Consider the following 22,306-nt stretch of genomic DNA (forward strand, 5'->3'; position numbering starts at 1 on the left):
CTCGCGCTCCAGTTGTTCGACGCGTGACTGCAAGGCCTGACGCTGGCGTTGCTCTTCCTGCAAGGCGGCCTTCGCCTCCTCCAGCGCACTTCCTGATCCGAACCCGAACATGGCATCACCGTTAGCTATTGAAATACTAGTTAACTATAAACCATTTTCATTGGTCATATTATTGAGATGAATCAAACCACAACCTATCCCCCAACCCGGACTCGCGCCCGGCCAGTTGGCCGCACGCTGCACGCAGGGTCTCACGCGGCCCCACCAGCCGGCATTGCCTGCGCGCGCGGGTGATCGCGGTGTACAGCAACTGGCGGGAAAAGAGCGGCGTCGGCTGACCTGGCATCACCAGCCACACCGTGTCGAACTCGGAGCCCTGGCTCTTGTGCACGGTCATCGCGAACGCGGTCTCGTGCCCGGGCAGGCGCGCCGGCGAGATGGCCCGAAAGCCGCCGTCCGCATCCGGGAAATACACCCGCAAGGCCCCCTCGTGCGCGAGCGCGATACCGATGTCGCCGTTGAACAGGCGTACGCCGTAGTCGTTTTCGCGCACCATCACCGCCCGCCCGGGGTACCAGTCGGAGGCCGCGTCGCGCAGGCCGCCTGAGGCGAGTTGCGTCTCGACGTCCCGGTTGAGGCGCTCGACCGTGCCGCGGTCCGCGCACAGCAGCATGAAGCGCAGGAACTCGGCAAACACCTCGGCTGGCGGCGCGCCGGATACGACCCGTTCGAAGTAGCTCGCGCGTTCGCGGTAATGCTCGGCGGCGGCGAGCGACACGGCCATGCCGATGTCGGAAAACTGGCTGTCGTCCAGCAAGCGGCAGGCCGCGTCGGCGTCGCCGGCGTTGACCGCGCGGGCGAGCCGGCCGATCCCGCTGTGTTCGCCAAAACGGTGGCTGTGCGTGAGGAAGACCACGCAGTCGGACAGGGGCTGCGCGTCCGACGCCCCCGCGGGCGCCGGCAGGCCGCAGCGCACCAGCCAGTCCAGCGTATCCGCGCGCCAGGCCTCGAGCGCCGCGACGTCGCCCAGCACCGCGCCGGCGTCGACCGACGAGAGCTGGTCTCGGTCGCCCAGCAGGATCAGCCGTGCGTGCGCGGGCAGCGCGGCGACGGTGTCGTGCATCAGCGAGAGGTCGACCATCGACGCCTCGTCGACGATCAGCACGTCCAGCGGCAAGGGGTTGCCCGGGTGGTGGCGCGGCGCGTCACGCCCGGGCAGCACGCCGAGCAGGCGGTGCAGCGTCTGCGCGGATTCGGGCAGGCGCTCGGCCACCGCGGCCGGCAGCTGAAGTGACGCGCGCGACGCACGCATCGACTCGGCCAGCCGCGCCGCCGCCTTGCCGGTCGGCGCCGCCATCGCCATCACCAACGGGCGCGGGCTGAGCAGGCAGAGCAGCGCGAGCAGGCGTACCACGGTGGTGGTCTTGCCGGTGCCGGGGCCGCCCGAGATCACCGTCAGGTGCGTGCGCGCGGCGAGCGCGGCGGCGAGACGCTGGCGGTCGAGCGCCTCCGGTGCCGGCCCGAATAGCGTATCGAGCGCGCCGCGCACCGCGTCCGGGTCCACCTCTTCGCGCGTGCCGGCCAGCGCCGCGAGACGGCGCGCCAATTCCACCTCCTGCCACCACTGGCGCGCGAAGTAGAGCCGGTCCCCGTCGAGGATCAGCGGCGTGTAGTCGCCGGCGCGCCCGGTAAGCGGGCTTTGCGCGAGCGCGCGCAGGCTGGCACCGTCCCGCACCGGCAGGCAGACATGGCCTGCGCGCGTGGCGCCGATCAGCGCGTGCACGGTTGCGGCCGCGCGCGCGTCAAGCTTGGGGTCCAGCCGCGCGAAGAGCGCGCCCAGCACCTCGGGCAGCGCGTCCGGCTGCGCTTCAGTCGCCGACATTCAGCCTCGCCTCCAGCGCGTCGCACACCGCGGTGAGCACCTTCACCCGCGCGTGGTACTTGTTATTCGCCTCGATCAGCGTCCACGGCACCTGCGTGGTGCTGGTGCGGTCTATCATGTCGCACACCGCGAGCTTGTAGTCGTCCCACTTCTGGCGGTTGCGCCAGTCCTCGTCGGTGATCTTGAAGCGCTTGAACCCGGTGTCCTCGCGCGCCTTGAAGCGCGCAAGCTGGGTGTCGGCGTCGATCGCCAGCCAGAACTTGAGCACGATCGCGCCGTCGTCGACCAGCTGGTGCTCGAAGTCGTTGATCTCGTAGTAGGCGCGCGCCCAGTCGGCCGGCTCGCAGAAGCCCTCGACACGCTCGACCAATACTCGGCCGTACCACGAGCGGTCGAAGATGGCCGTCTCGCCCTTGCCCGGCACATGGCGCCAGAAGCGCCACAGCCACGGCTGCGCGCGCTCCTCCTCGGTCGGCGCGGCGACCGGCACCACCCGGTAGCGGCGCGCGTCGAGCGCCTGCGTGATGCGGCGGATGCAGCCGCCCTTGCCGGCCGCGTCGTTGCCCTCGAAGGCGAGCACCAGCGCGTGGCGCGCGAAACGCGGGTGGCGGGTCAGCCGGTTGAGCCTCGCCTGCAGCGTGTCGAGCAGCTCCGCGTAGTCGTCCTTGGCAAGCGGCTGGTCAAGCTCGAGGGTATCGAGCAGCAGCTTGCCGTCGATCGGCAGCGACGGCGGCGGCGCGTCGGCGCGCGCGACATGCGCGTGCGCGCGGTCCAGCCGCTGGCGCAGCGCGGCACGGATCGCCTCGCCGACTGCCAGGCTGCGGTAGCGCGCGTCGGCGCCGTCGACCACGATCCACGGCGCGTACGCGGTATTGGTCAGGCGCAGGATGTGCGCGGCCGCCTTGCGGATGCGCGCGTAGTTGCGGTGGTTCTCCCAGTCGCGCTCGCTGACCCGCCATGCGGTCTTCGGGTCCTTCTCCAGCAGCTTCAGGCGCGCCTTCTGGGAACCCTCCGACAGATGGAACCAGAACTTCAGGACCAGCGCGCCGTCGTTGGCGAGCATGCGCTCGAAGCGCAGGATGTCGCCGATGCGCCGGTCGGTCTTGTCGCGCCCGGCGCGCCCCTCGGCACGGTCGAACAGCGTGTCCGAGTAGTAGGAGCCGAAGAACATGCCGAGCCGCCCCTTGGGCGGCAGCTCGCGCCAGTAGCGCCACATCCAAGGGCGCGCGCGCGCCTCGTCGTTGGCCGCATCGAACGCCACCGCGTCGATCAGGCGCGGGTCCAGCCACTCGTTGATCAGTTTCAGCGTCTCGCCGCGGCCGGCGCCGTCAAAGCCGTGGATCAGGATCAGCACCGGGAAGTCCGGCTTCTCCTTGAGGTCGTACTGCGCGTCGAGCAGCGCCTCGCGCAGCGCGGGCACCCTCGCCTTCCACGTTTCCTTGTCGACGCTGTGGCCGATTTCTGCGGATTCGAACATTGTTGTCTCCCGGGTTGTCAGGCGCCCGCCTTCACTTCGAACAGGGCGTCGAGCGCGTCGAGCAGCGCAATCGACGGCGTATCGCGCCACTGGCCTGCGCCGCTGCCGTCCAGAGCCCGCACGAACAGGTAACGCACCTCGATGCGGGGGGCCTTGATGCCGCGGCTCGCCAGATATCGCCTGAGCGCGCTCGCGTAAAACAGGTACTGCAGGTAGTAGTGCGCGTGCGCGATGGCCGTCTCGAGCTTGCCGGCCGTGTAATCGGCACCCGTGCCGCCCAGGTAGTTGGACTTGTAGTCGACGACGTACCACACCCCGCCCGACTCGAAGGCAAGGTCGATCGAGCCGGTCAGGTAACCCTCGACCGTCCGGAAGTCGAGCGACGCGAGGGCCGCGACAAACGCCGGCGCAAGCCCCAGCGCCGGGTCGGCCAGCAGCCGTTGCAGGCGCGCAGCGGAGAGCCGGCCCAGGGGCCGCGTGAAGTTGAGCTCGGTCAGCCGGCGCCGCGCGGGGATGTCCGCCAGCGTCAGCCCCGGCGCGATCGGTTCGGCGAGCGTGCGCAGCACCAGGTCGCACGCGCCGTCGACGTTGTCGGCGGCAAGGCCGAAACGCGCGAGCACCCCGGCCGCCTCTTCGCGGATCGTGTCCTCGGACGCGGCAGGCGCGATGCGTTCAAACAGCGCATGCAGGGCGATGCCGGCGCGGGTGCCGCGCGCGAACGCGAAGCGCGGCTCGATTAGCAGGCTGTCCGGCGCGTCGGGCGCCGCCGGCGGCAGCGCCTGGTCGTGGTCGGGCGCCTCGGCCTCGGCGCCATGCGCGCGCGCGGTCAGCGCGGTAAAGCTGCTGACCCGCCACGGCGTGTAGAGCGGGCGCGCGAGCGTCGCCAACTGCAAGGGCTCGTCAGGCGGCAGCGCAGGCTCGACATGGACGCGGTCGGCGGACGCCTCGCGCACCCGCATCGCGCGCCCCAGCCGCGCGCCGAGCAGCGCTAGGCCGGCCGCGACTTCGGCGTCGCCCAGCTCCAGCGCCTCCATCGCGGACAGCGAGTCGGCACCCTGCGCGTGGATCAGCCAGCTCAAGGCCGCCGTCTTCATGCCCGACACCGGCCGCCACGCGATCAGCTGGCGGTACTGCGCGCGGGTCAGCGCGACGTACAACAGGCGCAGCTTCTCGGCGAGCATCTCGCGCCGGGCCGCGTCGCGCGCGGCGCCCGTGCCGTCCAGCGCCGGCACCACGCGCGAGTGCGCGCCGTCGTGGTAGCGCCAGAACGCGGTCTCCTTGCGCTCGAGCGCGCCGTCCCACAGGAAGGGGCAGCACACCAGCGGGTACTGCAGGCCCTTGGACGTGTGGATGGTGACGATCTTCACCAGGTCGGCGTCGGTCTCCAGCCTGAGCATCGCCTCCTCGCCGGCGCCCGGGTCGGCCACCTTGGCCTCGAACCACGCCATCAAGGGCGCCAGCGCCGAGCGCTCGTCGCCCTCGGCCTGGATCAGCTCGCAGAGGTGGGCCAGGTTGGTCAGCCGCCGCTCGCCGTCCATGTCGTCGATCAGCCGTGCCGGCAGGCCCGTGCGCACGCTGAACGCGCGCCACGCGGCGGCGAAGCCCTGGTCGCGCCAGCGCGCGTGGTCGGCGAGGTTGGCCGTGAGCGCCGCCTCCCACGCCGTCTCGTCCTCGCCCAGCGCGAAGAGTTCGGCGGCAGACAGCCCGGACAGCGAAGTGGCCAGCGCCGCGCGCAGCAAGCGTTCGGACGCGGGCTCGGCCCACGCGCGCATCAGCGCGAGCATCTCGCGCGCGTCCACGCTGGCGAACACGCTCTGTTGCGTCAGCGCGACGCTGGCGACGCCGCGCACCCGCAAGGCCTGGCGCATGGTCTCGCCCTGGCGGTGGGTCGCCACCAGCACGGCGACGTCGCCTCCGGCAAAGGGCCTGGCGCGCTCGCCCGACACGATGCGCGCGCCGCCCGCCGCACCCAACCGGATCAGCCGCGCGATCTCGTCGGCGCAGGCGCTCGCCGCCCACTCGGCCGCCGCGTCCTTGGACACTGGCTTGCCTGCGGCCGGCGCTATCAGCCAGGTCAGCGCCGCGTCTTGGTCGTCGACTTCCAGACGCGCGCGCGGCGCGGGGTCGAAGCCGACCGGGTGGTACTCGATGCCCGGCAGCACGAAGGGCGCGGGCCTGGCGAACAGCGCGTTGACCGCACCGACCAGCTCGCCCGACGAGCGGCGGTTGACGTCCAGCGTGTAGTGGTGGCGCGCGTCGTCGCGGGCCGCCAGGTAGGCGAAGATGTCGGCGCCGCGGAAGCTGTAGATCGCCTGCTTGGGGTCGCCGACCAGGAAGACCGGCGCGCCCGCCTCGACGAAGCAGCGGCGGAACACCTGGTACTGCACCGGGTCGGTGTCCTGGAATTCGTCGATCAGCGCGACGCGGAAGCTGCGCGCCACATGCGCGGCGAGCAAGGGCCCCGCCACCGGGTCGGCCAGGCCCGCGGCAAAGTCGGTCAGCAGGTCGTCGAAGCCGCGGGTGCGCGTCGCCTGGCGGCGGCGCGCGCGCTCGCCGTCTATCCAGCGCACCAGTTCCAGTTTCAGGCGGGCGAGCTCGCCGCCCAAGGCCCCTTGCAGCATGGTCATCGCCAGCAGCCATTCTTCCAGCGCGTCAAACAGCGGGTGTACCGGCGGGGTCTTGCCCTTGTTGACGCCCTTTTCGAGCGCGGCGGGCGTGAACTTGGCGAAGAGGTCCAGCACCTTCCTGTCCGGCTCGGGCGGCGTGCGCGCGTCGGCGCACAGGTGTTCGAGCAGCCGGCACGCGCGCCCGATGATGGCCGGGCTGTACGAGCGGCCATTCAGCCCGTCTGCCGCGCGCAGGCAGGCGGTACCACCTGCGACATCGGCCGCGCACAGCGCCTGCCACGCCGCGTCGCGCGCGGCGAACAGCGCCGTGAAATCAGCCTTGCGCGGCTCTTCCAGCTCGAGGTAAGGCCGCGCGAGAAAAGGCCGCACCTCGGCGAGCCACGCCTCGGGCGTCTGCCCGGTCTCGGCGATCAGGCGCGCGAGCTGCGCGTCGTTCACCACCCGCGCGCGCCAGAAGTCGCCCGCCAACTCGGCGAGCAACAGCGTGTCGTCGGCGATGAGCTCCGCTTCGAAGGTCTGCCCGCTCTCGAACGCCGCCTCGCGCAACACGCGCTGGCAAAAACCGTGGATGGTGTAGATCGCCGCGCCGTCGAAGCCGGCGATGGCGGCGGTGAGCCGCGCGACGGCCTCGCCGCGCGCCTCGCCCGCGAAACGCGCACGCAGCGCATCCACCAGCGGGTCGGCCGCCAGCGACTCGTCCTCCAGGCAGTCGCGCAACTCGACCAGGCGCGCGCGCAGGCGGCCGCGCAGCTCGGCGGTCGCCGCCTTGGTGTAGGTGACCACCAGCACCTGGTCGACGGCGGGCGGCGCATCGCCCTCCAGCAGCAGGCGCACGAACAGCGCGGCGATCGTCCAGGTCTTGCCGGTGCCGGCCGACGCCTCGATCAGGTTGACCCCGGACAGCGGGCAGTTCGCCGCGTCCAGCGGCGTAATTAAGGGCGCGCTCATGCCTCTTCCCCTTTCTCGGCCGCGACCATCGGCCGCAGCAGCACTTCGACCATCTGCATGAAACGCACGTCCGTGAGCGGGTCGGTGTCGCGCCACACCCGCTCGTTGGCGATCTCGTCACGCTGCGGGTACTTGTTCGAACCGGCAGGCGGCGCCCACTCGGCGTACGCGGCCTGCAAGGCGCCCGCGGCGGGGTCGGTCTCCCCCTTCCTGGGTTTTTCCAGCGCCCCGGCCGCCGCCAGGCTGGTGCGCGCGAAAAACGGCAGGGGCTCGCGCACGCCGGTGGCGAACCACGCAAGCCACGGCGCGAGCAGCTCGCACGCCGCCTCGCTCGGCATCGGCCCGAACACGAAGCTGTCCTTTTCCGCCACCAGTTGCGAGCTGGCGAGCACGCCGTCGGGCGCGCACGCGCACAGCACCAGGTGGTTCAGCCACAGCGCGACACGCTCGGCCGCGTTTGCCTTGCGCGGCACCTGCGCGATCAGCCCGGCCGCGCGCAAGCCGGTGAGCTCTCCGAACAACTGCCAGCCCCCGATGGACAGCGACACCGGCAAAGGCGGCAGCACCGGCTCGGCGAGCGCCGCGGGCAGGCGCGCGGCGAAGCGCGCGCTGGCGGACACCTCGTCCTCGAGGCAGGCCTCGCCCAGCGCGGCCGGCGGCAACAGGCCCATGCCGCGCACCCGGTCGCGCGCGGGGCCAAGCGGCGTGCGCGCGAACAGCGCCTCCACCAGCGGCGTGCGCACCGCGACCCGCGTATCGCGCCCGAGCGAGAACGGCTCGGCCACCGGCAGCGCCTCTTCGCCGCCGTACACGCGCACGCCCAGCGCGTGCGCGAGCCACCCCTTGACCGGGTTGCGCCAGAACGCGAGCAAGGCGGAGAGCGGCACCACCTCGGGCGGGGTGATCGGCAGCGCGCCGGCGAACGGCGGCGCCAGCCTGGGCGACACCAGCGCGGCGTAGTACGCCGGCTCGAAGCTCGGCCCGCCCGCGCGGCCCGCGCGGTAGTTCTCGCGCGAGAACGCCTGCAGCGGCGCCTCGACCAGCCGGTGGGCTAGCACGTCGCCCCCGCACATCGCGCCCAGGCAGTCGGCCAGCTCCGACACCAGCGCCGACGGCGGCAGCGGCTCGTCGCTCCGCGCCGAGCGGCCGACCCACGACAGGTACAGCGCCTCGCGCGCGGAGAGGATGGCCTCCAGGAACAGGTAGCGGTCGTCGAAGCGGCGGGAGCGGTCGCCCTTCTTAGGCGAGCGCGCGATCAGGTCGAAGCTGACCGGCCGCTCGTCGCGCGGGTAGGCGCCGTCGTTCATGCCGATCAGGCAGATCAGGCGGAACGGGATCGAGCGCATCGGCACCATCGCGCAGAAGGTCACCCGCCCGGCGAGGAAGCCGGTGCCGCTGCTCTGGGTCAGCGCGCGGCGGACGGTGTCGCGCACCGGCGCGAGCCCCACCTCGCCGCCGAAACGGGCGAGACAAGCGTCTTCTTCCAGCGCGGCGCACGCGTCAAACAGCACCGTGAGCGCCGCCTCGTCGTCGCCCTCGGCGAGCATCAGCGTATCTGCCGCCGCGCGCAGCCGCGCCGCCCACGCCGCGGGCGACGCGGGCTTGGCCCACGCCTCGGCCAGCGCGCACAAGGCGTCGACCAGCCGCGCGAAACGCGCCAGCGTCTCGGCCAGCTGGCCGGACGCGCCCTTCATCGGCAACAGAGCGCCGAAGAGCGGCGAGCGGTGCGTCCCCGCCAGGGCGTCGGGCAGCACCGCGCCCAGCAGCAGGCGGTCCAGCCCCCAGCGCCAGCTGTGCGCGGGTTCGGACGGCAGGCCGAGGTCCGCCTTGTGCGCGGCGTCGCGCCCCCAGCGGATGCCCGACTCGCGCACCCAGTCGTGGATCAGCGGCACGTCGCGCGCGTCGAGGCCGAAGCGCGCGAGCAGCGCGTCGCAGTCGAGCAGCGCGAGCACGCGGTCGGCCTCGAAGCGCGAATCGGCCAGCGCCAGCACCGCCTCGAACGCGGCGAGCACCGGAGAGGTGGTAAGCACGGTGCGGTCGGCGATGGTGTACGGCACGTTGGGCGCGCCGTCGTCGCGCGGCGCGAACACGCTGTCGATAAACGGCGCGTACGCGTTGATGTCGGGGGTGAGCACTACCACGTCGGCCGGCGTCAGCGTCGGATCGGCCGCGAAGCGCGCGAGCAGCCGGTCCTTCAGCATCTCCAGTTCGCGTAGCGGCCCGTGCGCGCTGCCGAACGCGACCGAGTCGTCGCCGTCGGCGAGCGAGTGCGTCTGGTAGCCGGGCGCGCCCGGGTGGTCGAGCGTCAACAGGTCGCGCTGCAGGCGGGCCAGCAGGCGGTCGCTGTCGGGCGCGGTAAACAGCGGGTGCGGGTCGAAATCGGTATCGCCGGCGATGAGGTCGAAGAAGTCTCGCCCCTGGCGGCCGAGCGACGCCAACAAGGGATGCCCCTCGCGCGCAGCGAGCACCGGCGCGGCCTCGGCCACGCCCTGCCGGCGCGCCTGCGCCAAGTCGCCCCAGTACTCGGCGCACGGGTTCAGCGTGAACAGGCACACATCGGTCAGTTCCGACAGCCGCTTGACCATCGCCAGATACATCGGCGCGAGGCTGGCGATGCCGAACAGCGTCACGCGCTCGGGCAGGTGCTCGCGGCGCAGCCCGCCCAGGAAGTCGTCGAGCAGGCGCACCCGGTGGCGGCCCGGGTCGCTTCCCGCCAGTTGCCGCCACAGCGCCGCCTGCCACGCCTCGTCCTCGCCCAGGCCGAAGCCTTGCCCCGCCTCCCAGCCGCGGATCCACTCCGGGCGGAACACCAAGTACTGGTCGAACACGTCGGCCACCTTGCCGGCCAACTCGAACGCCGCCGCCTCGCCGCCGGCAAGATACCGCGTCAGCGCCTCGTAAGGCGCGCCGGAGAGCGTCGGCCACAATTGCATCAGCCGCCAGGCGAGCACCTCGGGCGCGAACGGCGACTTCCTGGGCAGGCCCGGCAGCACCTTCTGCATCAGCTGCCAGGCGAACGCCGCCGGCAGCACGTAGTCGACGTGTGCCGACACGCCGTTCTCGCGGGCGAGCGCGAGGGTCAGCCAGCGGCCCATGCCGCGGCTTTGCACGATCACCGTCTCGGCCTCGAACGGGTCGGCCAGCGGCGCTTCGCGCCCGACGGCCGCGAACAGCGTGCCCAGCGTCTCGAGCCGGTTCGACTGATAAAGATGCAGCATGGCAAAACTCGTGGCGGGGAAGACTGTCAGTGTAACATCGCCAAACAACGCCACCGGCAAGGACAAACGAATGGGCAGCTACCTCATCATCAAACATGCGCATATGGGCTTCGCCTACCTGACCGCGCTTTCGTTCGCGCTGCGCGGAGGGCTGATGCTGTCCGGCTCGCCCCTGCTGCAGCACAAGCTCGTGCGCGTGCTGCCGCATGTAATCGATACCCTGCTGCTCGCCTGTGCGGCGGCGCTGGTGGTGCTCGGCAACTGGCCGCTGTCGAGCCCGTGGATCGTCGCCAAGATCGTCGCGCTGATCGCCTACATCGTGCTGGGCACCGTCGCGCTCAAGCGCGGGCGCACGCTTGCCTCACGCCAACTGGCGCTGATCGGCTCGTTCGCGCTGCTCTTCTACATCTTCGCGGTCGCCAAGACCAAACTGGTGCTGCCCTTCATCCAGTAAGGGCGGAGCGGCGGGCGGCGGTGGCGCCAACTATGCTCAAAGGGTAGGCAATCCACGCGAAAATAAGGCGATGCATACCCGAGGCTTCACCCTGATCGAACTGGCCGTCACCGTCGCCATCGTCGGCATCCTGGCCGCCGTCGCCCTGCCTGCCTACCAGCAATACGTGCAGAAGGCGCGGCGCGCCGACGCGCTGTCCGCCATCACCCGCGTGCAGCAGGCACAGGTGCGCGAGCGCGGCTTCAACCACCATTACGCGGCGAGCCTCGCCGGACTCTCGACGCCCGTTCCCGAGCGCAGCGAAAACGGCGACTACCTGCTGTCGACCGGCGTGCTCGCCGGCCAAAGCGCCGGCAGCGCGTTCTGGGTCGAGGCGCGCGCCGACGTTTCCGGCGCGCAGGCGGCCGACAGCGCCTGCCGGGTGATCCGCCTCGAGCAGGTCGGCACCCGAAGCGTGCGCACCCCCGAGGCGTGCTGGCGATGAAGCGCCGCGCGCCCGGTTTCACCCTGATCGAACTGGTCGTCACCCTCGCCGTGCTCGCCGTCGTGCTCAGCGTCGCCGCGCCGTCGTTCGCGCGCTGGTTCGCGGCGCAGCGGCTCGCCGGCGCGACCGACGCGGTCGCCGACGCCCTGCGCCACGCGCGCAAGCAGGCGGTCACCACGCAGCAAACCGTCTGGCTGGCCGCCACGCCGGGCGAACGCTGGACGCTACGCGCCGACGCCCGCGCCAATGCCGCGTGCGACGCGGCGTGGCTGTGCGTGGACGGCGCCGACTACCGCGGTGTGCTGTTGGGAACGGGCAGCGCCCCGATCCGCTTCTCGCCGCTCAAGGGCCTGCCCTACCAGGCGGGCGGCGCGCCAGGCAGCACAGTGTTCACGCTGTCGCAATCGGGCTGCACGCCCGGCCGCGTCACCCTGCTGGCAACCGGCTTTGTCAGCGCGGAGCACGGAAGATGCGGATGAAACGGCAAGGGGGCCTGAACCTGATCGAGCTGATGGTCGGGCTGGCGATCGGCCTTGTGCTGCTGCTCGCAGCCACCGAGCTGCTGGTCCAGTTGACCGGCCAGCAGGGGCGCGACCGGCGCGCGGCCGCGCTGCGCGCGATGGGCGACGCCGCGATGAGCACCATGGCGATGGACCTGCGCCGTGCGGGCTACGCCGGCAGTGGTGACGCCGCCGACTTCGGGCAGATCCGCATCGGCGACGACGGCCACTGCGTGCTGTTCGCGTACGCTGCGCCGCCGGATGAGGCCGACGACGGCCGCCTGTGGCGCGGCTTCAGGTTGAAAACCGAAAACGGCGTTGGCCGCGTGCAGTCGCTGGCGGTGCCGCGCGAGCGCTGGCGCTGCGACGCGCCCGACGCCGACTGGCAGGACCTGACGCTGCCGAAGGCAGGCTCGGTCGACGCGCTGACCTTCCACCGGGTTGGCCAGGGGGGCGTCGACATCCGCCTCTTGATCCGCGCCGACGGCCTGCCGGCCGCGCTGTTCGAGGCGACGGTCAGCCCGCGCAACCGCCCGGCCATCTCAGAGGAAAGCAAATGAAGAAACAACGGGGCGCGGTCTCCCTGCTCGCCATCGTCACCGTGCTCGCGCTCGCCGCGCTCGTCGTGCTGTACGGTGCACGCCACGTGGTGCTCGAACATTTCAACGCGCAGGCGCAACAGCGCTACCACGTCGCACTGGGCAATGCCGAAGAAGGACTGGCACTCGCGAGCAAGGCGCTGGAGCTGGATGGCAGCCGACCGGATAGCCCGGAACCCACCCGTTACACTCTGCGCTACCAGGAGAACGAAGACCAGTTGCGAGTGATCAGCACCGGGTTTTCCGATAACAGTACAGTCAGCGTCCAGCGCACCTTCGTACGCGATACCGCGACTCCGCCGCCCCCCTCCAGCAGTAACGCAATGCAGATCAACCACGACTTGAACCTGTCTGGCTCGATCAAAATTAAAGGCGGGAAGGATGCCAAGATCAGCGTCGATGGCGATGTGACGCTCAATGGATCCATACAAGGCGTAGATACCCTACTGGCGACAGGTGACATCACCATCGGCGGCAACCAGACCGTCAACGTCTTGGGCGCCAATGGCAATATTTACTTGCGCAATGGTGAGTACCAACGGGTCAGCACCTTGGGCAACCTGACCACCGTGGATAGTGCCCGCATTGGCGTCGCGCTGGCTCGGGGCAACGCGAGTGTCGGAGGCAGGCATATTGATCAACTGCAAGCAATTGGAGAGGTCAATGTCACAGGGGGGGCATCCTCACTAGGCAGCTTGGAGGCGCAAGGCTCGGTCACTAGTAGAACCAGCGGCACAATTAGCACCCTCAAGACCGAGCGGAACCTTACTGTCGAGGGCTGGGGAGGGGTGATGAATGCCGAAGTCGGCGGCAAGGCGAGCTACAACCAGAACAATTCTTCGATCAAGGTGCGTCTGGAGCCCGGCCTCAAGGTACCCATCACACCCCCTACCCCGGTGACCTTGCAAAGGGTCCGGGTGGACGCCAACGATTACGAGCGTCTTGCCCATTATCACTTCAGCCGGGACACCGCCGGAAAGATTCTGGTGCGCGTCCGCTCCGTGCACGGCATTCCCGATGGCGATTACCGCGTAGGGAAGAATGCCAACAATCATGAAAACTATCTATGCAGGACAGTCAGGAGCGACGGGCGTTGCGACTCGCCGACCGTTGGCCGACTGTGCCAGGGCTTCTCGGACTGGAACCGTTGCCTGGAAGTCGACAGCAAAGGCAACTGGGTACTGAACGGAGAGAGCCTCGCCCCCGGCTTGGCCTGGTTCGACGGCAACCTGCAGGCGGGCAACGGCACTTACTACAACAGCTTCTTCGCCAGCGGAGACATCCTGAACAAGGATCGCCACTTGGTTTACGCGTTGAACTACATAGGCTACGCCGGCGTTTGCGCGAATGCGGCCTACCCGGGCCAGTACCCCACCGACTACTGCAACACGCACACCCAGCAGCTTCTGGGTCAGACCAGCGGCAATATCGCCTACTTGGCAGGGCACTACCAAGACAGCCGCTATATCGGCGGCAATATCACGCTTGGCAGCAGCAACACCGTCCACGGCAATGTAATGGCCGGCAATCGGCTCAATAGTGGTGGCAGCACCGTGATTAAGGGATACGTCACCGTTGCAAGCCAAGGAGCTGCCAGCAGCAACAACTGGGGAGGCAGCACGACGATAGACCTGACCAATCTGCCAGACTCGTTCAAGCCTGGTCAGCCCGGCGAGGGTGAGCAACCGGAAGGCGGAGGCAGCAACAGCGCTGCCTACCGTGCGCTGCCCGGCAGCTGGATAGACGGCGGAGGCGAACCATGAGGGGCGCACGCGGTTTCAGCCTGATCGGGGTACTGGTAAGCCTGTTGGTACTGGCTTTCGGCGTGCTCGCGCTGTTGCGCCTGCAAAGCGCGCTGCAGCTCGGCGAACAGGATGCCGGCGACTACGCCTACGCGACCAACCTTGCGCAAAGCGCGCTGGAAGAAGGCAAGGCATGCGTACCCGTGCTGTGCGCGAATGCGGACTTCGCGCCGGCCCACCCGGAAACCAGCGTGCCGGTGGTCGCGTTCAGCTGCCGTACCACGCAGGGCGCCGACACCACCACCGTCGCGGTGCGCTGGCACGACGCCGAAGGCAGCGAGCGCACGCTGGAAGTCGCCTCACCGCGCACCGACTGCACGGCGCCGCCGCCCGAGGCGTCCGAACCCGGCAGTGACGTGCCAGTACCCGACACCTGCCTGACCGTGCTGACCGTCAGCGGCGACAAGCACGCACTCAGCGCGAAGGTGACCGCCGGGCGCTGCAGCAAGGCGGGAGCGGACAACCGCGAGAGCCGCTGGCGCTGCGAAAGTCGCGCGGCCAAGGGCAGCCTGATTGAATGGACGGTGTTCGGCAAGCAAAGCCACAAAGACACGCACGGCAGCGCGACGGCAAATTGCGGCCCGCGCTGACACTGGGCAACTGCGCACCGTCTCCCGCAGAATGTGTTCGCGCCCGCCCGGGCCCGATCCCGTGGCTCATGCTGCCAATCCAACCTCTTGTAAAGGGGAATGCGAACCATCTGAGCACAAGAATAAAAGGATGCGTGCCCGCATCTACCAACAAAGTGTTGCGCCACCCGTTCCAGATGCGCCCTTGCCACCAAGTTGATTCAGAGTCAGCGTACCGCATTGTGCGTCCAGCCCCAGTTGCACGCCTTGTGGCCGGGCAGAAACTGTATACGACCGGGCCGAATCGGAGACGACCTCAAACCGGTAGCGCTCGCCAAGCCCGCTCTCGGTAGCGCAGAAAAGTGTCGGCATCGCGCCCACATAGCTCAGATGCGTGGTGTAATGGCGTTCCATGAACTGGGCGTACTCCGACAGGCAGGCCTTGGCCTTTTCCCTGTAACTACGCGTTACGTATTGCTGATATGAGGGGTAGGCAATTGCAGCAATAATGCCGATTATCGCCACCGTGATCATCAGCTCGATCAAGGTAAAGCCCCTTTCCCTACAGGCACTCGCTAAGCGCATCCTAGTCTCCAACAATTTCTCGCCAGGACATGCGCTTGGCAAGTCCAAAACCACCCGACGTGACAAGCTGAGCAAGGCTGGCATTTTCCAGGCTGGACAACATATTGTTTCCGACAAAGATGGGCGCACTCGGGCTGCTATCGAAACCCACTCCACTCACATAGCTGCCCCCCAGCATGTCGTTCTCATCGACCTTGCCGTCACCGTCCACATCGAAGAAGCCTCGCTCCAAAGCTGTGCCGGTAAATGGGTTGATGGCCATCGAAAATCCTCGTCCGTCCGGCAGGCATGGATCACTGGCATCAGGAATGCGTGAAGTACCGACCAAGCTGGCACCGCGGATCTGGTTGGGGACCACCATCCGTTCGCCTCCGATCTTGACACCAGAACCCTTCAAATCCATAAACCATCCCTTTTTCGACAACAGGTCGCTCGGGTCGGCCTTTGCCAGCACCCTCACCATCCGGCCTGCCAACAGGGCATCCTCCTTGATTTTGCGTTCCGCAAGCAGGCCTCGACCGCCAATCACAGTTCCGTCATCGATCAGGCCGTACCAGGTTTGAACTTGCTTGGATCTCAGGTCTCCTTCCCCAAGAAAGCGTCCCGTGCCGAAAAATACCCAGCGTTTGCGCGACTTGGGGTCGATTGCAGCAATCGGTGCTGCCGTAACCGGCTGCGGATTGCCCAGTCCGTCCTTCGCGGAGAACAACAGGCGCGCCCGAGGCTTATTTTTGTCCAGCGACGTGAATGCCCAGATATTGCCGGCCTGATCGCCCCCGTAAGCTGTATCGTGGTAACCGTCACCATCGGTGTCCCAGACGTCAACGGCCGACAGGCCATTGCCACCACTCGCCGGCGTCGCGACAACGGTTACGTCGCCATCCTCAAGGTCGAGCAGCAGCAGGCTTGCCTCGCCGGTACTCCCGTTCAGGCCATTGCCCACCACCACCTGCCAATGCCCGCGCTCCATGCGCGCAATCAACGGTTTGCCGATGACCTGCCCGAGCGACGGAATATCACCCGAACCCTTCTGCCACAGAAGCTTGACATTGGCAGGATCCGTCACGTCCAGCGCGTAAACCGCACGTCCGCCACGCCCCAGCGTCCCAACCAATACCGTCTTCCATTCATCGTCGAGATAAACGTCGGCCACCGTCAGCTCGCCGTCGACAAAATAACGGTGGCTATAACCCGGCATTGCGTAGTCGGCCAGGGATGGCAACACCGCGTCCGGCACGAAGGCAAAGGTTTCAACCCCGGTGTCCGCATCGAAGCCATGCAGCATCCCGTCGTTACCCCCTACGTACACGACTGGCGTGCGGCTCCGGTTATGGCTGGCAAAGCTTGCATAGCCGGCATCCCGTGGATAGCGCCCTGGAGCGGGGCTACCTACGTAAACCGGCGCCGAGTTGACAAGATCACCCAGCACTCCGCCACGAGTACGGTAAACACCTGCCGGCTGCTCCTGGCTTCGGTCGCCACGCAGGTAATTGACCAGCGACGCATCCAGCGCACCAACGGTTTCAGGCGTGAAAGACGCCAGACTCCCATTCCTGCCGACGAAGATCTTGCGCAAGCCGGGAGCCGGAACCTTGGCTGCCGCCGACCATAAAGGAGCGACATCCGGTCGTTGTGTCGCTGGGTCGATCGCGTAGGCGGTCAGGTCCCCGCTCCAGTTGCTGCTGGAAAAGCTAGTCTGGAACACGGTAACGCCATTGCCCACCTCGCTGCCCGATGCGGTCAGCGCAGAAGCGGAACTGGTACGCTCCGCAGCGATCCGTGCGAAAGCCTTGGTCAAGCTGTCTATCATCCTGCGGGCGTCGCTGGCGACAAAGAAATTGTCCGGCCGCTTGTCTCCACTGGAGAGGACTTCGCCCGAGGTATGCCATAGCGCGTCCGCAATCGATACGGTCGTCCCTGCATAGGGCTGGAATCCTTCCGGGACCCGGAACCCGCCGTATTTGGCCGCCAGCCAGTACTGGTTTTGAGCACGCGGTTTCAGGACACCGTTTTCCCTGACATCGACCCAATAGGTCGACAGCGTCTGCCGCCCGGCGAGATCCGGACGCATATCGACGGTATGCGCATCGTAAGCCAACCCTGCCATATATGCCGAATTATAATTGCCGTTAAATGGCGTCTTGGTCGACACACCTTCAAGCAGTCCAACTTTCACCGTAGAACTGACCACATTAACCGTACCATCACTTCTCACTTCGGCGGGCATGGCCGGCTCACCGTTTGTATCCTTATTTCCTGGCAGGTTCTTGTCCCGGTGACTATTAACATCACCAATACCAAGAATGACATTACTCTGACACCAGTACTGGATCGGGTCATCCCAATTGCTTATAACAGGAAATCCGTCCGCCAACGCGTATTTCTGGGCACCACTTCCGGACAGCGACGAATAATCCGAAACATTTCCCTGATTCTTGAAGTAGCGCAGCGCTACATAGTAAAGTTCGCTAACCGGATCGAACGATTTATGTGCTCCGGACGTCATCTGCCCGAACTTGTTCAGGTAGTTGATAACGCCACTATCTAGGATGCCCGCAGGCGTATTGGCTGCGTCCTGCCAGTCCGGGTTTCTTCGCAGCACACCGCTCTGCGTATCCCATTCAAAAGCCGCATTGTCCTCCCAAAGCTGGGTTTCTGGATTCAGCTTTTTCGGCCCCACAAACTTCTTCCTCGCCCGCATCACACCGCCGTCACGCATGGCATTGCTATCGTTCAGATAACCGAAAATGCTATAACGCAAGGAGTCCGAATATTGCTGAATCAGGCCCTCCGGCTTCCATCCACTCCCATACTGCTTGCAATTGTCTTCCAGCAGGCCGGGGACACAGACCTTCACCCGGACGTAGACTTCGTATACTTTCGAGGGATCCAGCGTTGCGGAATCAGAATATGAAGCATTGCTTGAACCACCTAAAGAACCTGTTCCGGTAAACCGCATCCTGTTGCCGAGATTTGCGATACGGATTGAGATATTCTTCCAGTTATACGGTGTCACACCCGCAGCACTCGCCGTCAGGTCAGGATAAAGGTCGCTTCGATTATGCCACGCCTTTTCCAGCCATGTTTCTCCGGCCACATCCTTTACCCGGTAGCCTCCCGTCAATGCAGAGCGAAACGGATCTATGGTCTGCGTCGCTGCCCAGTTTAGGAAATGCCCGCTCCACTCGCCCTTGCCCTTGCACTGACCTTTATCAAGGAAGGATACCGGGCTGAAATACTCTTCCGCCGGACTACTTCCCTTTACATATTTGTAGCATTTTCCAGAATCAAAGTAGCCTGCATATATTGCACTGAGAGAATAGCCACCCAGATTGGCCCGGCTGATAATGGTCGGATACTCGACCGAAGGCACCAGCGACAGGTTACCCGGAACAAAGCCGCCTACATAAAGTGGAGCAGATGCAATTTCCACCGGCGCTGCGTGAGCCAACCCAAGCAATCCCGCCGACGCGCCCGCAAGCAGCATCCACACCAGCCCGACGCCCTTTCTCCGCAACCCCCTCCCTTGTTGTCTCATCGCTCGATCCTGTAGATGGTTTGCAAGTGGACTTGCGCGCGTCCACTGCCCGTCTCTGGCGCATGACTGCGGGCAGTGATGCGAAACGACAGGGCAACCGGCGTGCCGCCTGCCCCATACTGGCCGGAGAGCGCACTCCCTGACTGTTCCGGCAGACCGAATGGCGCGCCTTCGCTCATCAATTGGATGAAATACTGCGCGTTACCCGGCAACATCTCGCTATTGAGCCGGAAGTCCTCTGGCACGTCCCTCCAGCCGGAGGCATCCTCTGCCGGCACGACATCACACGGAGTGGAACCATCACAACGCTGCGCGAGGGAAGCGGGGTCGGTTGAGGCAACAAGCGCGGCCTCGGCTGCGCGCAAGGCCGCCTCTGTCGACTGGTAAGCCAGCGTCCGGTCGTAACTGTTGGCGCTCATCCGCTCCTGCAACTGGATGTTCCGCATGCTGGACAGGCCCAGCACGGTGGCAAGCAGCAACAGGATCATGGAAACCAAAAGCACCACGCCGCGCTGCCTTGCTGCAGACGGGAAACCGCGGGGGACAGAACGCCTGCTCATAGCGTGCGGTTCCTCAGGGAAACAAACTGGGTGAATTGCCTGAGCAGCCGGCCATCCGGCTGGGTTGAATCGACCGCGGCATTGCGCTCGCCGCTGGCGACGGTCAGCGTCAGCCTCACCGTATCGACCTCGCCCCAATCCGTCACGTCCCTGGCATCCAGCCAGGTGGCGGACTGCGCGGCACGGTAGCGCAACTGAAGATCGGTGACCCCGGCCACCACTTCAACAGGCGGCTCACCACCCTGTGCCGCACGGTACAGGGACCGTCCACCCTCGCCGGCCCGGCCGTTGTTGCCGACATACCAGGACACCGAAGACAGTCTGGCCAGCGTCGAATTCGGTTTGAACTCGTATGCATTACCGACGGCATGGCTACAATCGGCCGGGTAGCCAAGTCCTTTCGAGCAGTTGCCCGGCGTGCCAGAACCACTGTTGTGCACGAGCTTGCCGCTGGAATCATTCACATTGGTGGCCTGAAAGATTGCGGCATGATCCGCGTCGCAGGCCATCAGGATCTCGTCTTTCTTGAGATCGCCAGTGCCCCCTTTCAGCTCGATGGTGGCGGAACTCGGGTTATGGCTTTCGATGGCATAGGTCGACTCGGCCGCAGACTGCACAGTGATTGCATCGGTTCCTGCCACCCGTTGCCTTTCACCGGTTCCGATCACGACACCCGGTAGGGGATGGTCGCCGTCAAATCCCTGCAAGGCCCCGGTTGCCCATGTCCAGCCCGCCTCCTGATCATTCAGCACATTGCTTACACGCTCCCCATTGCCGCAGACGGTCGCACCCGCGCCACGAATCGAGCGCTCCAGCAAGGCCATGGCGGTACGCGTGCTCTCCTGCATCTGCGACAACCCTTCGGCGCTGTGATAACCCTGCTTGTTGGAGACGATGATGCTCGTCACACCGGCCAGGATCAGCGAACCTACAGCAACCGCCACCATCAACTCGACCAAGGTAAACCCGGCATGTTGGCGGCGCACACGCGGCCCGGAAGCGGACATTGGCTTCATAGATAAACCTCGGTGACAACTTGCTGCAGCGAATCCCCTTCGCTCGCGCGGGAGTCATCCCAACGGACCTCGATCCGGCATTTGGCGCCATCGCACCGGACCCCGCCCGAAGCCCCCTCTCCCAGCGTGCTGGCAATCTCGCCCCGCCACTTTCGCAAGGCGTCTGTGACATAGCTGTCGCCGCTGCCCGCCGGCTCGTCGATGGCCAGATTGAAATCACCGCGAATGGCATTCGCACGGTCTGCCCGCAACACGTCCTCGATGGAATGCAACTGGATCACGGCGGCGCTGCGTTCTGCCGCGCTCTGGTTGTAACGCAACCCAGCCATCTGTAAGGCCGCCACGCCCAGCAAACCGACGGACAGCACGACGATGGAGACCAAAACCTCCAGCAGGCTGAACCCTCTCTGAAGAGCGCCCCCCCCTCCCCGCCTGATGTTGGCCATGGTTAGCACCCTCTAGCTGATTTGGTGATGGCAAGCCGGCTCCCTGCGCCCAGCCCGATGGTGTTGAGGTTGTCCTGCGGGCGGCCGGCGCCACACGACCAGACTTCAAGCCGATGGTCGGCCAGCGAAGCACCAACATATGCGAGTCCATCCGGCTTGAACGTCAAGCCGGAGGCAGGCAGGTTCGTCCCCACCAGCAGGCCATTCCCAGGGGGAATTGAACCTCTGCGGACAACGCCGTGGGGCGAGAGCACCCCCCAGAACGCCCATGTTCCGGATACGCTTGAGCAAGCATTCGATGTCTCGGTATCCAGCTTGCAGAAGGTCACGCTGCGGTTGAGCTTGATCGCCTCGGAACGGGCAAAATGCAAGGCCGCGATCAGTTCGTTAGTCTGCGCAACGATGCGGTTGCCGATCATCATTGCACTGAAGGAAGGCGCGGCCATGACCGCCAGAATCGCAAAGACAGAGAGCGTGACCATCAGCTCGATCAACGTCACCCCGCGAGATAAAACGGCACCCGGCCCCGGACGGACGTATAAGCGAGGAGAAGCCTTAAACATATGCCACGTCCACTAGTCTATTTAAATACCCAAGTGGATTGTATGCAAAAAAGGTAGAGACCGCCATCCACCAATCATTCAAGATACCCGCATCGCTTGAAGGATCCGCCCCCCTGCCCCACGCTCAGGGCCTGACTGCCACATAGATCGGTCAACGCTTGACCTGACGCAAGGGCACACTGGGATGCTTCTGGTAGCGTCTCGGGGTTTGCATCCTGGCAAGCCTCACTTATGCGTCTGCCCGAACTGGTCTGCCCCGCCGGCAGCCTGCCCGCCCTGAAAACCGCGATCGACCACGGCGCCGACGCGGTGTATATGGGGCTCAAGAACGAGACCAACGCCCGCAACTTCGCCGGGCTCAACTTCGACGAGAAATCCGCCGCCGCCGGCATCCGCTACGCGCACGACAAGGGGCGCAAGGTGCTGATGGCGATCAACACCTTCGCGCAGGGCGTCGACATCTCGCGCTGGCACCGTGCGGTCGACCAGGCCGCCGACCTCGGCGTCGACGCGGTGATCCTCGCCGACATCGGCCTGATGGATTACGCCTGCCGCCGCCACCCGAAACTGCGTCTGCACATGTCGGTTCAGGGCTCGGCGACCAACTACGAGGCGGTCAACCTCGCGCGCGAGCGCTTCGGCGTGGTGCGCGCGGTGCTGCCGCGCGTGCTGACGGTCGACCAGGTGCGCCACGTGATCGAGCACACCGACGTCGAGATCGAGGTGTTCGGCTTCGGCAGCCTGTGCGTGATGGTCGAGGGGCGCTGCCTGCTCTCCAGCTACGCGACCGGCGAGTCGCCGAACACCCACGGCGTGTGCTCACCGGCCAAGTTCGTGCGCTGGGAGCAGGAAGGCGCGGCGACCGCGTCGCGGCTGAACGGCATCCTGATCGACCGCTACGGCGCGGGCGAGGCGGCCGGCTACCCGACGCTGTGCAAGGGGCGCTTCGACGTCGAAGGCGACACCTACTACGCGCTGGAAGAGCCGACCAGCCTCAACGTGCTCGAGGTGCTGCCGTCCCTGCTGGAAATCGGCGTC

At 66.6% G+C, this 22,306-nt stretch carries 17 protein-coding genes; 7 read left to right on the forward strand and 10 right to left on the reverse strand.

What is annotated here, in order from left to right; all coding sequences use genetic code 11:
• Window positions 1–169 precede the first annotated feature (169 nt).
• From recD to recC, 4 genes are read right to left on the reverse strand one after another with little or no spacing between them, the layout of a single operon-like run.
• Window positions 170–1,882 carry an exodeoxyribonuclease V subunit alpha gene (gene recD / locus E5K04_RS13685; RefSeq protein ID WP_136555072.1) on the reverse strand — a complete coding sequence of 571 codons (1,713 nt, stop codon included), beginning with the start codon at window positions 1,880–1,882 and terminating at the stop codon, window positions 170–172.
• A complete protein-coding gene (pap, locus tag E5K04_RS13690) occupies window positions 1,869–3,359 on the reverse strand; it encodes a polyphosphate:AMP phosphotransferase (protein ID WP_136555075.1) in 1,491 nt (496 codons plus the stop codon). Before pap ends, recD begins: the two co-directional genes overlap by 14 nt.
• 17 nt (window positions 3,360–3,376) lie before the next feature.
• The gene (gene recB, locus E5K04_RS13695; RefSeq protein WP_136555077.1) at window positions 3,377–6,934 is read right to left on the reverse strand and encodes an exodeoxyribonuclease V subunit beta; all 3,558 of its coding nucleotides are present in this window, start codon (window positions 6,932–6,934) and stop codon (window positions 3,377–3,379) included.
• Window positions 6,931–10,152, reverse strand: a complete 3,222-nt coding sequence (gene recC / locus E5K04_RS13700) for an exodeoxyribonuclease V subunit gamma (protein WP_136555079.1) — start codon at window positions 10,150–10,152, stop codon at window positions 6,931–6,933. The genes recB and recC overlap by 4 nt, the downstream gene beginning before the upstream one ends.
• 70 nt (window positions 10,153–10,222) lie before the next feature.
• Here recC and E5K04_RS13705 point away from each other — a divergent pair, with 70 nt between their 5' ends.
• The 6 genes from E5K04_RS13705 to E5K04_RS13730 all read left to right on the forward strand — a co-directional run bounded on the left by E5K04_RS13705 (window position 10,223) and on the right by E5K04_RS13730 (window position 14,581).
• Entirely contained in the window at window positions 10,223–10,606 is a 384-nt protein-coding gene (locus tag E5K04_RS13705) for a SirB2 family protein (protein ID WP_136555081.1), read from the forward strand.
• A gap of 70 nt (window positions 10,607–10,676) precedes the next feature.
• On the forward strand, window positions 10,677–11,090 hold the full coding sequence (locus E5K04_RS13710) for a type IV pilin protein (RefSeq protein WP_136555110.1): 414 nt from the start codon (window positions 10,677–10,679) through the stop codon (window positions 11,088–11,090).
• Entirely contained in the window at window positions 11,087–11,569 is a 483-nt protein-coding gene (locus tag E5K04_RS16675) for a pilus assembly FimT family protein (protein ID WP_168929233.1), read from the forward strand. The genes E5K04_RS13710 and E5K04_RS16675 overlap by 4 nt, the downstream gene beginning before the upstream one ends.
• Window positions 11,566–12,150, forward strand: a complete 585-nt coding sequence (locus E5K04_RS13720) for a prepilin-type N-terminal cleavage/methylation domain-containing protein (RefSeq protein ID WP_168929234.1) — start codon at window positions 11,566–11,568, stop codon at window positions 12,148–12,150. The genes E5K04_RS16675 and E5K04_RS13720 overlap by 4 nt, the downstream gene beginning before the upstream one ends.
• The gene (locus E5K04_RS13725; protein ID WP_136555085.1) at window positions 12,147–13,952 is read left to right on the forward strand and encodes a DUF342 domain-containing protein; all 1,806 of its coding nucleotides are present in this window, start codon (window positions 12,147–12,149) and stop codon (window positions 13,950–13,952) included. The genes E5K04_RS13720 and E5K04_RS13725 overlap by 4 nt, the downstream gene beginning before the upstream one ends.
• Window positions 13,949–14,581, forward strand: coding sequence for a type IV pilus modification PilV family protein (locus E5K04_RS13730; protein WP_136555087.1), 633 nt, complete (start codon window positions 13,949–13,951; stop codon window positions 14,579–14,581). Before E5K04_RS13725 ends, E5K04_RS13730 begins: the two co-directional genes overlap by 4 nt.
• Before the next feature lie 144 nt (window positions 14,582–14,725).
• Here E5K04_RS13730 and E5K04_RS17010 read toward each other — a convergent pair whose 3' ends face one another.
• From E5K04_RS17010 to E5K04_RS13760, 6 genes are read right to left on the reverse strand one after another with little or no spacing between them, the layout of a single operon-like run.
• A complete protein-coding gene (locus tag E5K04_RS17010; protein WP_328591043.1) occupies window positions 14,726–15,106 on the reverse strand; it encodes a type IV pilin protein in 381 nt (126 codons plus the stop codon).
• Between the two features lie 40 nt (window positions 15,107–15,146).
• Entirely contained in the window at window positions 15,147–18,683 is a 3,537-nt protein-coding gene (locus E5K04_RS13740; protein WP_205700377.1) for a pilus assembly protein, read from the reverse strand.
• A complete protein-coding gene (locus tag E5K04_RS13745; RefSeq protein WP_136555090.1) occupies window positions 18,680–19,243 on the reverse strand; it encodes a pilus assembly PilX family protein in 564 nt (187 codons plus the stop codon). Before E5K04_RS13745 ends, E5K04_RS13740 begins: the two co-directional genes overlap by 4 nt.
• Entirely contained in the window at window positions 19,240–20,259 is a 1,020-nt protein-coding gene (locus tag E5K04_RS13750; protein WP_136555092.1) for a prepilin-type N-terminal cleavage/methylation domain-containing protein, read from the reverse strand. Before E5K04_RS13750 ends, E5K04_RS13745 begins: the two co-directional genes overlap by 4 nt.
• Window positions 20,256–20,705, reverse strand: a complete 450-nt coding sequence (pilV, locus tag E5K04_RS13755) for a type IV pilus modification protein PilV (RefSeq protein ID WP_136555094.1) — start codon at window positions 20,703–20,705, stop codon at window positions 20,256–20,258. Before pilV ends, E5K04_RS13750 begins: the two co-directional genes overlap by 4 nt.
• A gap of 2 nt (window positions 20,706–20,707) precedes the next feature.
• On the reverse strand, window positions 20,708–21,268 hold the full coding sequence (locus E5K04_RS13760; protein ID WP_136555096.1) for a GspH/FimT family pseudopilin: 561 nt from the start codon (window positions 21,266–21,268) through the stop codon (window positions 20,708–20,710).
• 231 nt (window positions 21,269–21,499) lie between these two features.
• Between E5K04_RS13760 and ubiU the strand changes: the two genes are divergently transcribed.
• A partial coding sequence (ubiU, locus tag E5K04_RS13765; protein ID WP_136555098.1) for a ubiquinone anaerobic biosynthesis protein UbiU occupies window positions 21,500–22,306 on the forward strand: 807 nt, incomplete at its 3' end.

This window comes from Crenobacter intestini (genome assembly GCF_004919095.1).
In the GTDB taxonomy this organism is placed as follows: Bacteria; Pseudomonadota; Gammaproteobacteria; order Burkholderiales; family Chromobacteriaceae; genus Craterilacuibacter; species Craterilacuibacter intestini.

What these genes read in the sequence shown, in the direction of transcription:
- E5K04_RS13730 (WP_136555087.1), top strand. Translation starts at nt 13,949, where the DNA reads ATGAGGGGCGCACGCGGTTTCAGCCTGATCGGGGTACTGGTAAGCCTG.
- pap (WP_136555075.1), bottom strand. Translation starts at nt 3,359, where the DNA reads ATGTTCGAATCCGCAGAAATCGGCCACAGCGTCGACAAGGAAACGTGG.
- E5K04_RS13710 (WP_136555110.1), top strand. Translation starts at nt 10,677, where the DNA reads ATGCATACCCGAGGCTTCACCCTGATCGAACTGGCCGTCACCGTCGCC.
- recB (WP_136555077.1), bottom strand. Translation starts at nt 6,934, where the DNA reads ATGAGCGCGCCCTTAATTACGCCGCTGGACGCGGCGAACTGCCCGCTG.
- pilV (WP_136555094.1), bottom strand. Translation starts at nt 20,705, where the DNA reads ATGGCCAACATCAGGCGGGGAGGGGGGGGCGCTCTTCAGAGAGGGTTC.
- E5K04_RS13705 (WP_136555081.1), top strand. Translation starts at nt 10,223, where the DNA reads ATGGGCAGCTACCTCATCATCAAACATGCGCATATGGGCTTCGCCTAC.
- E5K04_RS13760 (WP_136555096.1), bottom strand. Translation starts at nt 21,268, where the DNA reads ATGTTTAAGGCTTCTCCTCGCTTATACGTCCGTCCGGGGCCGGGTGCC.
- E5K04_RS13740 (WP_205700377.1), bottom strand. Translation starts at nt 18,683, where the DNA reads ATGAGACAACAAGGGAGGGGGTTGCGGAGAAAGGGCGTCGGGCTGGTG.
- E5K04_RS13725 (WP_136555085.1), top strand. Translation starts at nt 12,147, where the DNA reads ATGAAGAAACAACGGGGCGCGGTCTCCCTGCTCGCCATCGTCACCGTG.
- recC (WP_136555079.1), bottom strand. Translation starts at nt 10,152, where the DNA reads ATGCTGCATCTTTATCAGTCGAACCGGCTCGAGACGCTGGGCACGCTG.
- E5K04_RS16675 (WP_168929233.1), top strand. Translation starts at nt 11,087, where the DNA reads ATGAAGCGCCGCGCGCCCGGTTTCACCCTGATCGAACTGGTCGTCACC.
- E5K04_RS13720 (WP_168929234.1), top strand. Translation starts at nt 11,566, where the DNA reads ATGAAACGGCAAGGGGGCCTGAACCTGATCGAGCTGATGGTCGGGCTG.
- E5K04_RS13745 (WP_136555090.1), bottom strand. Translation starts at nt 19,243, where the DNA reads ATGAGCAGGCGTTCTGTCCCCCGCGGTTTCCCGTCTGCAGCAAGGCAG.
- recD (WP_136555072.1), bottom strand. Translation starts at nt 1,882, where the DNA reads ATGTCGGCGACTGAAGCGCAGCCGGACGCGCTGCCCGAGGTGCTGGGC.
- E5K04_RS13750 (WP_136555092.1), bottom strand. Translation starts at nt 20,259, where the DNA reads ATGAAGCCAATGTCCGCTTCCGGGCCGCGTGTGCGCCGCCAACATGCC.